Source organism: Mesorhizobium sp. M2E.F.Ca.ET.209.01.1.1 (genome assembly GCF_004010375.2).
In the GTDB taxonomy this organism is placed as follows: domain Bacteria; phylum Pseudomonadota; class Alphaproteobacteria; order Rhizobiales; family Rhizobiaceae; genus Mesorhizobium.
Genome location: NZ_SADP02000007.1, coordinates 239,759 through 252,122, shown reverse-complemented (window position 1 = coordinate 252,122; position 12,364 = coordinate 239,759). Strand labels below are relative to the sequence as shown.

Below are 12,364 nucleotides of genomic sequence, written 5' to 3'. Positions count from 1 at the left end.
TAGGGCCATGTTGGGGACCATTCGTGAATTCTGGAACGATCAGCGCGGCATAGCGATGATCCTCGTTTCCATCATGCTGCCGGTTCTGGTCGGCTTCGCGCTGCTCGCGATCGACATGAGCCGCGCCAACGGACTGCATGCCGATCTGCAGAAGGGCGTCGACGCGCTGGCGCTTGCCGCCGCAGCGGAACTCGATGGCAATACGGACGCCATCATACGCGCCAATCGGGCCTTCACCACCCTTCTGGCCAACGAGACACTGTTTTCGACGGCAGGCGAGCATCCAATCGCGACGGCTGACGTGACCATCGCCTACCTGACTGGAATACCGGCGAGCGACGACATCAAGTTGACCGCCGCCGGCGTCGATTCCAACGGTGTCAATTGGGCAAGTACGGACCCCAAGCTCGTAAAGTTCGCCGAAGTCACGGTGAACGCCTCCAGCACGACGGCGGACGGAGCCGGTGCCTTCGCCACGATCTTCCCGGCGAGCTTCATCGGCGGCGGCGACAGGATGGATCTGCGGCCACAGGCAGTGGCCGGCTTCACCAATGCGCTGTGCCAGTTCACGCCGATGTTCATCTGCAATCCTTACGCATCGCTCGGTGCCCTGCAAACAGCGGTGTCGGGAACAAGCAAGCCGATGATCTGGCTCAAGGAGCAGACCGGCGGCAACAATGCTCAATATGGGCCTGGCAATTATGGGTTCCTGTCGTCGCCGGAGGGTGACAAATCTGCCCAGAAACTCACCGAGATGTTCGCGGTCACGAACCCGCCAGCCTGCTATAGTCAGAGCGGAGTGAAGACACGTCCTGGCAATGTCACCCCCGTCAACGATGGCATCAACACGCGCTTCGACATTTATCCAAACGGCAATAGCGGCAAGCTCGTACCGTCAAGTGCTCCCCCGGCCCCCAATGTCCGGAAGGGCATGGTTGTCAAGAAGACTGGCGGCAGTTGCAGTTATGATCTGCCCGGCAGCGGTCAGACAAATAACTATAAGGCACTGCCGAGAGACAACTGCTTCTACTCGGGGACCTGCACGCAGGCCGGGGTTCTCGGCAACGGCGCATGGGATTTTGCCGGTTATTGGAGCGTCAACCATGGCAACGCCAGTACCTCAGGAGTGCTAACTGCGTGCGGCGCAAGTCCCAGCCGATACTGCGTCTATAAATATGAAATCAACAATCCAACCTTGAAGAGCGGGCAAGAAAAGACTCCACCTCAGTGCAACACGACGACTCAGCTGGCGGACCGCCGACTTGTCTACGTTGCTATTATCGATTGCGCGGCCAACAACGTGCAGGGCGGCGGCCAAACCCTGCCGGTACAGGCTTTTGCGAGTGTTTTTGTGACAGAAACGGCTGGCGGTCCGCCCAACGCCGATATCTATGGTGAGATACAGGACATCAGCACCTCTGTCGGCCAAGGCACGCTGAAGAAGCTTCAGCGCAACGAAGCCCAGCTTTACCGGTAGAGCCATGATAGCTTCGCTCAGGCATATCATCCGGCATTTCAGGCGCGACGAAGACGGCGCCACCTTCGTCGAGATGGCGCTGCTCACGCCCTTCATGCTGCTGTTGTCGGCCGGGGTGTTCGAGTTCTCGAACATCCTGAACACGCGCATGCTTCTCGACGCCGGCGTCAGGGATGCCGCCCGCTATATGGCGCGCTGCAGCAGCGACTGGGACACTTGCTCGGCACTGGCAAAAAACCTTGCGGTGAAAGGCGCCGTGACCGGCGGCAGCGACAGGGTCACGGGCTGGACCGTTGGCGAGGTTACCATCAACAAGCCAAGATCCTTTCAGGCGGTCGATACCGTGACCGGTACCGAACTCTATCTCAGCGCCACCGCTAACGTCGATGTCGTTAGGGTCAGCACATCTTATCCATACCAGGATCTCGGACTCTGGTTCTATCTCGGTTTTCCTCAGCTCCACCTGTCGGTATTCCATGAGGAGCGCGTGCTCGGATGGTGATGCGGCGGCGCAGGTTCTGGGCAAGCGAATGCGGCGCGACGATGGTCGAAGCCGCCATAGCCATGCCGCTGCTGCTGACCCTTCTGCTCGGTTTCGTCGACTTCGGCTACGCCTTCTACCAATGGAACGCTGCCGACAAAGCCGTTCAGGCCGGAGCCAGGCTGGCGCAGATTTCCAGCCCCGTCGCCAGCGGGCTGGCCCTCGAGGCGAAGACGCCCAGCAACTCGCTGGACGTCGGCGCCGCCGTCCCGGCCAACACCTACAATTACATCTGCACCGCCAGTGCGGCGGGAGTTGCTTCCTGCACGTGTGGAACGGGCGCGACATGCCAGGATCTCACTGCAAGTCAGGCGGCCTTTGACTTCATTTACAGCGGCAGCAGCACCCGGGCCGGCATGCATTCATTCCTGCCGATGCTGACGAAGTCCCAGGTCCAGATACAGTATCAGGCTTCCGGCCTTGGCTACTGGACCCGGCCGAACGGTCCTGTGCCGACCATCACGGTCAGCATCGTCAATCATCAATTCCAGTTCTTTTTCCTGGGGGGATTGCTCGGGTTCTCCAACATCACCATGCCCTCGATGCTGAGCACGGTCACGGGCGAAGATATAAAGAGCACGTTCCCATGAACGCGATCGACACCAGAGTTCTTCCGACCAAGCGAAAGCAGGTGGCGCTGTTCTCGTCCGACCCGAATTTCAGGCACGATGTGACGACACGGCTCGACGCGCTTGCGATCTATGACGTCAGAATTTCGGAAACAGCCGAATTCCTCAACGGGCCGCCAGCCGACACGCGACCAGGCATCGTCATCCTCGACCTCGGCAATGGCGAGATACTCGGCCAGCCCGGGGTCGTCGAAGCGCGGTCAAAGTGGGCGTCGGTGCCGCTGATCGCGATTTCCGACGAGCTCACCTCCGAGCAGACGCGCGTCCTGGTGCGCATGAACGCTTCCGACTGGCTGCACAAGCCGCTCGACGCCAAGGAGCTGCTCAACGCCGTCACCTTCCACGACACCGGCAACCAGGGCACCAAGAGCCGCATCATCACCTTCATTGCCGCAAGCGGCGGCGCCGGCGCCACCACGCTGGCGATCTCGGCGGCGGAGCACCTGGCCTCGAAGTCGGCCGAGCGGGCGGCGGCGACCTGCCTCGTCGACCTCGACTTCCAGAGCGCCAATTGCGGCGCCTACCTCAACCAGTTCAATCAGTTCGACCTGACCGGCATCATCGGCCAGCCGGACCGGCTCGATGTCGAGCTGATGGACGTCATCAAGCTGTCGCGGCCGTCCGGCCTCACGCTCTATTCCTTCGAGCGGCCGCAGCTGCCGTTCGAGCCGCACGGTTCGGACTTCGTGTTCCGGCTGCTAGACCTGGTCGCCTACCGCTTCGACGACATCGTCATCGACCTGCCCAACATCGAGACGCCGTGGCACGATTCGGTGCTGCGCACGAGCGACGAGATCTTCATCGTCTTCGAGCTCAACGTCGCTTCGCTGAGACAAGGCAAGCGGCTCTACAAGAAGATCCGCGAGTTGCGCGGCAACAAGGTCAGCATCACGCTGGTCGCCAACAAGCACAAGCGCAAATGGTTCGGCAACCACTTCTCGCGCAGCGAGCTGGAGAAGATCTTCAAGGCGCCGCACATCAAGTCGCTGGCGCTGGACAACGCGCTCTTGGCCGACGCGCTGAATCGCGCCATTCTGCCCTCCGAGGTGGACGGACGCGCGCGCTTCAACAAGGACCTCAAGCGCATGTTCAAGGAACGGCTGGACAATGCCCAGCGCTAGGCGCTTCGCTGCAATGCATCTAGCCGGCGCGTGCCTCGCCGGGCTGATGCTCGCGTCGAGCTGTGGTTTGGCCGAAGCCGGGTCAGGCCTGCCGCCGCTGCCCGCCATGGGTCCCAGCCTGCGCAAGGCGGTCGCCTTCCAGACGAGCGAACAGCCGGGCTCGATCATCATCCGCAAAAACGAGAAGGCGCTTTATCTGGTGACCGGCCAGGGCCAGGCGCTGCGCTACCAGATCAGCGTCGGCCGCGACGGTTTCGGCTGGACCGGAACGGTCAAGATCGCCTCCAAGACCGAATGGCCGGAATGGCGCCCGCCCAAGGAGATGCGCGCGCGCCAGCCGGAACTGCCGGCGATGGTGCCGGCCGGTCCCTACAATCCGCTCGGCGCCAGGGCGCTTTATCTTTCGCGCGACGGGCGCGACACGCTCTATCGCATCCATGGCACCAACGATCCCAAGGGCGTCGGTTTCGACGGCACGTCCGGGTGCTTCCGGCTGACGAACACCGATGTGATCGATCTCTTCAAACGCGTCGCGGTGGGCGCAAAGGTGGTGGTTGAATGACGATGATCAGCGAGCCGGACGTTCCGGCAATCGAACTCGGTCAGCGGGAAGCCGCTCCGGGAAAGCCCAGCCGCGCCAGGCTGATTGGCGTCATCACGGTCGGCGCGATGCTTGTCACCGCCGTCAACGTGACGGCCGCGGTCTATCTCTATCGCGGCGTCAACGACCTCAAGACGATGGAGGCGCGGCTGGATCAGCTCGGCCAGTTCGAGCAGCGCATCGGCGCCCGCATCGACACCGTCAACAACGGTTTCCAGAGCCGGTTCGAGACGCTTGACCGCCAGCTGCAGGCGAATTTCGGCCAGATCAACGGCAGTATTGCCAGGCTGGAGCAAGGCCAGCCAGTCGCAACCAGCGGGCCGGCGCCCGGCGCGCCCGAGCCGACCATGACAGACAACACCATGGTGGCGGATGCGTCCGCGGCCGACGAAGGCGGCGCCGCTCCCGCCGACGCGCAGCCTTCGTTCAAGCGCAAGGTCGCGCCTCCAGGCCCGAATCCGTCCTACCAGCGCATCCAGCAGCCCGACGGCAAGGTCTACTACAAGAAGATCAACTGAGCGCGGCGGCTGTTCCGCCGCCCTGGAGCAATTCCAGGAAAAGTGTGAGCGGTTTTCCGTCCGGAATTGCGTCAAAAGAACGGGATAGAGCGGTTCGCCGTTTCCTTGAAACGGTGAAATGCTATAGCCGGACCGGCCGGTTACAGATCACGCTGCAGCGCAAGCATGCGGACCGCGCGGGCTTCGGCGCGCGCTCTGGCCTCGCGCAGGAAAGCGACGTGAGTGTAAGCGCAGGCCGCCAGGCCCAGGCACAGCACCAGGCTGTTCTTCAAGCTGAAGTCGAGCATAAGCGAAAAGCGCAAGCCGTTCGGTATGGCGAAAGCGGCAATGGTACTTGCCGTTTCCGCATTGCTGCTTAACGCCATCATCTTGCCGGCAAAGATCAGGGCAGCGTGATTGGCCAGAAAGAAGCCGGCCGATCTCTTTGCCTGGCAAATCATCCAGCAGGCGCCCGCCGCGAAAACAAGGATAGCGGCGTCGACGGCCATCGATCCGCCGAGATAGAGGTGCGCCTGCTGCCAGAACATGGTCGAGAACGGCCGCAACTCCAGCCAGGCGTGCCACACGGCGGGGCTGGCCGGATAAAAGCCGAGAAGCAGCGCCGCCATCCGCTCCGCCGCCAGCAGAAGCAGCATCAGGGCGGGAAAGGCAAAGAGCAGTATCGGCTTGCGCATCATGTCATCCCCTCGACATCCGGTGGCCGATTCTAGGCCGCATTGGTTGCGCGAGACTTAACGCAACGCCTTGCTTTTCAAGGAATGTCGCGCACGTCTAATGTGTGGACGGGTTCAACGGTCGGGATGGCGCCGTGTCGACAGGAGCTAACGGGCTGGGCTCGAGCAGCATCATCGGCTGCCGGCGCGATCCCGCGGAGGCCCTCGCGTGAGCCGGGCGCGACCGCCCAGCCGCCCGCTGCTAGCGCCGATGCTCGGTGGTCTCGGGCTGCTCGCCGGCATGCTGCTGATCGCCGAGGGCAGGCGCTGGCTGCCGCCCGACCCGCCTCCGGTCACGCCGGCCCAAGATGCCGGCGACCTCAAGCCGGCCTCGCAGGCCCCGGTTCAAGACACGCGGCCAGGCGAGCCTGCACGCAAGATCGCCGAGGATCTCATTGCGCCGCCGCCGCTCGACCCATCCGGGATCGAGCGCATCGAGCCGCGCCCTCCGCTCGGCGAACTCGGGCTCGCGCCGCGACCGAAAACGCCGATGCCGCGGGATTGGCGCGAGACGCTGCTTTTTCGCCCGGTCGCGACATCCTCGACGGTCTTCGAGGCCATGGGACGCACGGTCGCCATCAGCGCGACGGTCGACATAGACCCCGACAGGACCTGCACGTTCGACAACACCGCCTGGCCGTGCGGCCAGCGGGCACGGGCCGCCTTCAACGCCTGGCTGCGCGGCCGGGCGCTGAAATGCCTGCTGCCGCCGGATGCCGACCGCTTCGCCATCGCCGCGCCCTGCTCGCTCGGCAAGCAGGATGTCGGCGCGTGGCTGGTCTCCAACGGCTGGGCGACGGCCGCACCCACCGGCATTTACGGCAAGGCGGAAGCGGTGGCGAGAGAATCCAGGATGGGCATTTTCGGTCCGCCGCAATAGCGCAATCGCGGGAAAGCCCACGACCGGTTCCGTCATGGAATTGCGTGAAAGCAGAATGGTCAGAGCGATTGAGCGATTCTAGAAAACCGTGGGCTGCTCCGGCCGGGCAGGTCATCAAGCGCGCAAGCCGCGGGCCACGGCCACGTGCTTGGGCCGGATCAATCGCTTCCCATGGAGAAGAAGCCGACTTTGCATCAAATTGTACGCTTCCGTGAAACCGAAATTGCAACGGACTCCTGTAAGCCAATGCGACGAACAGGAGATTGGCCCTTGACCGCGAAAACACCGACCGCGCCGGCTCAAACGTGGAAGCATCTCATCTTGCTGGCCGTGCTTGGCACCGCCGGCTGCGTCGCCCTTTCGCTCGCGCTGAACTATCTGATGCTTTTCAGCGACAGCCTGACGCCGTTCGCCCGGGGGGCCGTCACGGCCATCATCGTGCCGATCGCCATCGGTCTGCCGCTATTTGCCATGCTCGGCTGGCAACAGATTGAGATCCGCCGTTACCGGCAGGAACTTACCAAATCCGGCACCTACGACCAGCTGACCGGCTGCCTGAACGGCAAAGTGTTCACATCGATGGTCGACAGGAGAGCAGCGAGACCGGCCGGTCCGCGCTCCGGCGCCTTTCTGGTCATCCATCCGGAGCATCTGGCGTCGATCAACCTGCGCTTTGGTCTGGAATGGGGCGACGAGGCCTTGCGGCTGATCGCATCGGCCATCCGGTCCGCGGTGCGCAAGGACGATTTGATCGGCCGGCTCGGAACCTCGATGTTCGGCGTCTTCCTGCCGGGCGCGAGCGAAGAGGATGCCAAGGACATCGGCGAACGCGTTCGCGGCGCGGTCGGCGAGATCTATTTCGCGCCGAAAGGCGACAAGGACGTGCTTGCGATCAAAGTCTGCGGCGTCATTTTCGAGCGCGAGCTGGATTTCGAGGACATGTTCCGCTTCGCGGAGGAAGGCATGGCCGAGGCCCCGGACGAAGCCGGCCTGCGGCTGTCGCACGTCACCAACTGAGCCGGCGCGATCGGTCTGCTTCTTGGCCGCACCGATAAACACGGCTGGCTGCGGTGGCGCCGGGACTGGAGCTCCCAGAATACCAGGCCGGCACCACATTCAAGGCCAGCATCCATTGAAACCTCTATCTCAGCCCATGCGCTATTAGTCGCGCGGTCGGCATGCGCCGAAGCACTATCATCGCGACAACACCAAGCAGTGGGCCGGGCGCCAGGACCAGGAAGCTCCAGCGCCAACCTACAATCTGCGCCATGAATGACACCAGATGGATGGAGCAAAAAGTGAGTGCGATGCCGACGCTTAGCTGCAGGGAAAGCGCCGTGCCCACGTAGCGTTGATCGCTCAGTTCGGTTGCCATGGCCGAGAACTGCGCGGAATCGCCGATGACGGTCGCTCCCCACAGGATGGCAACGACGGCGAACAACCAGAACGGACCGGCGAAGGTCAGGCCGATCGTTAGTGCGCAGAAGCCGGATACAAGCATCATTGCAGCCGCCGTAGCGGTGCGGCCGAAGCGGTCCGCTACGATGCCGCCGGCAATCGAGCCGATCCCGCCCGACGCCACGACGAAGAACGCCAGCAAGGAGGCGGCGCCCGGATCCCCAGTGCCCAGGCCGGGGCCTCCTGCCCTGATGTAGGCCAGTATCCAGCCCCACATGGCGTAGAGCTCCCACATGTGACCGAGATAGCCAAGATTGGCGAGCATCAGCGCGCGGTTGCGCACCAGCGTTTTTACGTGGCGAGGGTCGAATGCCGGCCTCGCGAAGGGATGAGGCCCCTCCTCGCCCAGCCAGAGGATCAACAAAGCGCCAGCCAGTGCTGCGAGAGAGGTGGCCACGATGACGCTTTGCCAAGCCAATTCGTCAACTCGGGCTGATACCAGATGAGGAAAGGCGGAACCAAGCGTCAGCGCAGCGAGGAGGACGCCGAGCGCCGTTCCCCGTCCGCGACTAAACCATGTCGATACCAGTTTCACCGCTGGTGGATACACGCCCGCCAGGGCCAGGCCGGTGACAAAACGGGCGACCAGCAGCACGCCGACGGAGGGTGCGAACAAGAGACAGAGGTTGGCAGCCGCCGCCGTCAAGGCGCTGACGCCGATCAGCTTGCGAAGCGAAAACACATCCGGAAGGCCGGCCATGCTGGAGGCCAACGCGCCTATGGCAAAGCCGATCTGCACGGCACCGGTTATCCACGCGCCCTGCGCCGGAGAAAGGTCCCACAGCCGGGTCAGCTGCGGCGCAATCGCCGTTGCGGAAAACCATGTCGTCATCGACAGGAAGGCGCCTACTGAGACCACGCTTAGCATCAACCAGCGCCGCGCGGCGCTGGTTGCGGTGACATTCGCGGCTGTCATGTGGTCCATGTCCGTCGGCTCAGGCCGCGATGGAGCCCTGCAATCGTTTGAGCACCGGAAGAAGGTCGGCCGGGTCGGGTCTGCGCGTGTAGTCCGGGCTGACCTCGGCATAGGCGATGATGCCGTCTTGCCCGACCACGAAACGAGCCGGCATCGGCAAGGTCCAGGAACGATCCTCATTGATAAGCGGCAGGTCGACGCCGAAGCCGCGATACAAGTCGATCAGATCGTCGGGCAGGCGAAACCGCAGGCCGAAGGCATCGGCGACCCTACCGCCGGCGTCGCTCAGCATCGGGAATGCTATCTGCTTGTCGAGCTTGGCCTTGCGGCCGTTCGCCAGCGACTGCGGGGATATGGAAACCAGTTGTGCCCCGGTCGCCTGGATTGCTGGCCAAGCTTCCTGCAAGGCGGCAAGCTCGATGTTGCAGTAGGGGCACCAGACTCCGCGATAAAAACTGAGCACCAAGGGACCCCGGGTAAGCAGATCGCTGGATGCGACAGACCCGCCATCAGCCTCCGGCAATGTGAATGCCGGCGCAACGGCGCCTGCCTTTAGGGCCTGGGCGGCCTGACCCGACGCTATGAGTTCGGCGGTCGCACGGCGCATGACCTCGACCGCTTGCTTGGGAGCCTTGCTTTCAAAGTCGGCTTTGAAGGCATCGAGCTTTTCCTGAAGAGACATGAAACACTCCAAATCTTGACCGCACGGCTTGCGGCGCAATGTCCTCGCCTATTTCCAGAAAGGGGGGTAGCTTGCCAAAGAGCATAGCAATCATCCGGAAAACGAATGGCCGACAGACTGCAAGAACTTGAGGTTTTCGTGCGGGTGGCCGAACGGGCAAATCTTTCCCAAGTCGCACGTGAGATCGGTCTGTCGCAGCCGTCGGTGTCGCGGATTCTGAACGATCTGGAGGCGCGCATTGGTGCCCGCCTACCCATCCGCACCAGTCGCAAAGTCGGGCTGACCGAGGCCGGGCAAGTCTACCTCGACCAGATCCGGCCGCTGCTGGCGGATCTTGGGGCAGCGGCCGACACCGCAGCAGGCAATGAGGAGTTACGGGGCGTTCTGCGCGTCGAGCTGTCAGTCACATTCGGGGTGCGCGCGGTCATTCCTCGCTTGCCCAGCCTTCTCGCCGAGCATCCCGATCTCTCTGTCGAGTTGATGATGGACGATCGCCGGCGCAGTCTCGCTGAGGAGGGCGCCGATGTCGCGATACGGCTTGGCCTGCTCGACAATTCCAGCATGATGGCGCGCAAGGTCGGGCAGACGCCTCGGTTGCTCGTTGCCGCGCCGGAATACATTGCCCGGCACGGTCAGCCGAGCAGCCCTGCGGATCTGGCGAAGCACCAGGTGATCTTCGGGCCTTCTGATAGTTCCGGCGCGACGTTTCAGGAGCTGGCGGATCCGCAGGACCGGTTTGTGCTGCCCGAAAGTCCTCGCATCAGGGTCTCGAGCTCGGCCGGCGTTACAGCGTGTGTTGTGGCTGGGCTTGGCGTAGCATTCGGTTCGGGATGGATGTTCGACGCCGAGCTGAAGGACGGCCGTCTGTGTCGGCTGCTGCCGGATTTTGCGCTGCCGACCATACCTATCCATGCTCTGTTCCCGGCCGGGCGTCAGCCGAGCAAGCGGGCCAGAGGATTTGCCGACTGGTTAAGCAAGTCACTTGGCTCGTCACAATAAGTCGGTGCCGCCGCCCGGCGGTATCACACATAGTCCGTAATGGGCGCCACTTTGCCCAACGCTATCAATTGGGTTAGTCTCGCAATATGCGCCATCGCTGATAGACCATTTCGCTGAGGGGGCGAGATTTCATGGAGATGCAGCAGGTCCGCTATTTTTTGGCCCTGTCTAACACGTTGAATTTCACCAGGGCGGCCGAGGAATGCAACGTCACTCAGCCGGCTCTTACGCGCGCGATCAAGACGCTTGAAGAGGAACTTGGCGGGGAGCTCCTGCGGCGCGAGCGTCAGCACTCGCATCTCACGGAACTCGGGCGCCGCATGCTGCCGTTGCTGCAACAGTGCTATGATGCGGCCACTTCCGCCAAGTCATTGGCCAAAGCCGTGCAAAGCAGTGACGTGGCACCCCTCAACGTCACCATATCCAACAGCATCAACATAGCGCTGCTGGTTTCGCCCTTGACGGAGCTTTTCCGGGCCTATCCCGGCGCCCACCTCAAGATCAATCGTGGCTCGCCCGCTGCTGTCGTCGACGCGTTGAAGAGTGGCGACGTCGAGCTGGCAATTGCCGGCCCCCTGGGACAGGCCTGGGACCGCCTGGACGTATGGCCGCTGTTTCGGGAAGAGATTGAACTCGCTGTAAATGCCGATCATCCGCTGGCCCGGCGCAACGAGGCGGACGTTGCGTTAGCTCAGCTTGCCGCCGAACCCGTGCTCAGTCGGATCGATTGGGAGACGGGCGAGGAGCTATCGCGCTCCCTGTCCGCCAGGGGTCTCACGCCTCGAACCGCGCATGAAGTCGAGACCGATCAGGACCTACTGGCATTGCTCGAGGCCAATGCCGGAGTAGGTTTTGTCTCGCTTACGGCTCCACGATCCCCGACCACCCGCCGGCTCAAGCTTCGCGATCTGGACGTTTCTCGGATCGTTTCCGTCTATGCGGTAGCCGGCAGGCATCGCTCGCCTGTCGCGACAACGCTGCTCAACCTGCTGAGGGCCGCCGACTGGTCATCCTTCGGCGTCAGCGAGCCCGCCTGAGCGCCGCGATCAGGTCGTCGATGTCCATGCGACGGCGGTAGTCCGGATCGACGAAGCGATCCGTAATGATCCCGTCCGTTCCGACGATGAAGGTGGCTGGAATAGGCATGAACCAGCTGCTGTTACCCTGATAGTTAGGGATATCGAACCCCAGACCCATGAGCCGCTCCATTTCGGCGCCGACCCAGATCGCGAGGTTGAGCGACAACGCATATCCATTGTCCATGTCGATCAGAAACGGGAATTGCGCGCCGACCAGAGCCTTCATGGCCTTCGCGAATTTGCGCCGCTCCGGCATGATCGCAATTACCTGTCCGCCCAATTCCTCGATCTCGCGCTGCACCTCGACAATCCCGATGGCGTTCAAGCGGCAATAAGGGCACCAGTGACCGCGTTGAAAGGTGATGACGGCTGGCCCCTTGGCCAGGATTTCGGCGAGGCTGACGAGCCTGCCATCGTCATCAGGCAACAGGAAACCGGGCATGGCTTCGCCCGGAACCGGCGCCATTGTGCCGGCACCTTGCCTCTCAAGGCGGTCCACCAGTCGCTCGACGGCGTCGGCGAATTCCGCGTTCAGACGGCGAACCGCCGCGGCAATCACGGCCAGCCGTTCATTGAGGGGCGCATCAAGTTCGATGGCTGCCTGGACGGACTGCTCGAATGTCATTGCCTGGTCGTCGGCGGCCATGTCTGCACTTTCACGCGTCCCGCACAGCCTACCACCGTAACCCCTCGGCAATCGCCATGTTTTTCCTGCATGGTTTTGATGCCCTGCGTGCATCGACGCATGCC

General features: G+C 62.8%; 14 protein-coding genes. 10 read left to right on the top strand and 4 right to left on the bottom strand.

From position 1 onward, the window contains the following. The first annotated feature begins 7 nt into the window (after positions 1-7). From EN852_RS15985 to EN852_RS15960, 6 genes are read left to right on the top strand one after another with little or no spacing between them, the layout of a single operon-like run. Positions 8-1,477, top strand: a complete 1,470-nt coding sequence (locus EN852_RS15985; protein WP_189545985.1) for a pilus assembly protein TadG-related protein — start codon at positions 8-10, stop codon at positions 1,475-1,477. A gap of 4 nt (positions 1,478-1,481) precedes the next feature. Further along, positions 1,482-1,979 (top strand): TadE/TadG family type IV pilus assembly protein, encoded by a 498-nt coding sequence (locus EN852_RS15980; protein ID WP_127875907.1) that lies wholly within the window; start codon positions 1,482-1,484, stop codon positions 1,977-1,979. Then, a complete protein-coding gene (locus tag EN852_RS15975; RefSeq protein WP_127875908.1) occupies positions 1,973-2,608 on the top strand; it encodes a TadE/TadG family type IV pilus assembly protein in 636 nt (211 codons plus the stop codon). Before EN852_RS15980 ends, EN852_RS15975 begins: the two co-directional genes overlap by 7 nt. Then, entirely contained in the window at positions 2,605-3,768 is a 1,164-nt protein-coding gene (locus EN852_RS15970) for an AAA family ATPase (protein ID WP_127875909.1), read from the top strand. Before EN852_RS15975 ends, EN852_RS15970 begins: the two co-directional genes overlap by 4 nt. A 13-nt stretch (positions 3,769-3,781) precedes the next feature. Further along, entirely contained in the window at positions 3,782-4,330 is a 549-nt protein-coding gene (locus EN852_RS15965; RefSeq protein ID WP_246694304.1) for a L,D-transpeptidase, read from the top strand. Continuing rightward, positions 4,327-4,887, top strand: a complete 561-nt coding sequence (locus EN852_RS15960) for a hypothetical protein (RefSeq protein WP_127875911.1) — start codon at positions 4,327-4,329, stop codon at positions 4,885-4,887. Before EN852_RS15965 ends, EN852_RS15960 begins: the two co-directional genes overlap by 4 nt. A gap of 140 nt (positions 4,888-5,027) precedes the next feature. Here EN852_RS15960 and EN852_RS15955 read toward each other — a convergent pair whose 3' ends face one another. Then, entirely contained in the window at positions 5,028-5,564 is a 537-nt protein-coding gene (locus tag EN852_RS15955) for a hypothetical protein (RefSeq protein WP_127875912.1), read from the bottom strand. A 205-nt stretch (positions 5,565-5,769) separates the two neighbouring features. Here EN852_RS15955 and EN852_RS15950 point away from each other — a divergent pair, with 205 nt between their 5' ends. Together EN852_RS15950 and EN852_RS15945 are read left to right on the top strand one after the other, a co-directional pair. After that, on the top strand, positions 5,770-6,480 hold the full coding sequence (locus tag EN852_RS15950) for a thermonuclease family protein (protein ID WP_246694303.1): 711 nt from the start codon (positions 5,770-5,772) through the stop codon (positions 6,478-6,480). Positions 6,481-6,750: 270 nt separating this feature from the next. Beyond that, positions 6,751-7,497 carry a GGDEF domain-containing protein gene (locus EN852_RS15945; RefSeq protein ID WP_246694302.1) on the top strand — a complete coding sequence of 249 codons (747 nt, stop codon included), beginning with the start codon at positions 6,751-6,753 and terminating at the stop codon, positions 7,495-7,497. A 124-nt stretch (positions 7,498-7,621) separates the two neighbouring features. On the opposite strand, the gene EN852_RS15940 is transcribed toward EN852_RS15945, so the two are convergent. Further along, complete coding sequence (locus tag EN852_RS15940; protein WP_246694301.1) at positions 7,622-8,863, bottom strand: MFS transporter; 1,242 nt, start codon at positions 8,861-8,863, stop codon at positions 7,622-7,624. A gap of 10 nt (positions 8,864-8,873) precedes the next feature. Continuing rightward, positions 8,874-9,536: a peroxiredoxin-like family protein gene (locus tag EN852_RS15935; RefSeq protein ID WP_127867403.1), complete on the bottom strand. Its 663-nt coding sequence runs from the start codon at positions 9,534-9,536 to the stop codon at positions 8,874-8,876. Positions 9,537-9,641: 105 nt separating this feature from the next. Here EN852_RS15935 and EN852_RS15930 point away from each other — a divergent pair, with 105 nt between their 5' ends. Beyond that, positions 9,642-10,535 carry a LysR family transcriptional regulator gene (locus tag EN852_RS15930; RefSeq protein WP_127875914.1) on the top strand — a complete coding sequence of 298 codons (894 nt, stop codon included), beginning with the start codon at positions 9,642-9,644 and terminating at the stop codon, positions 10,533-10,535. 131 nt (positions 10,536-10,666) lie between these two features. Then, on the top strand, positions 10,667-11,572 hold the full coding sequence (locus tag EN852_RS15925; RefSeq protein ID WP_127875915.1) for a LysR family transcriptional regulator: 906 nt from the start codon (positions 10,667-10,669) through the stop codon (positions 11,570-11,572). Here EN852_RS15925 and EN852_RS15920 read toward each other — a convergent pair. Beyond that, complete coding sequence (locus tag EN852_RS15920; protein ID WP_127875916.1) at positions 11,556-12,260, bottom strand: peroxiredoxin-like family protein; 705 nt, start codon at positions 12,258-12,260, stop codon at positions 11,556-11,558. The genes EN852_RS15925 and EN852_RS15920 overlap by 17 nt on opposite strands. Positions 12,261-12,364 lie beyond the last annotated feature (104 nt).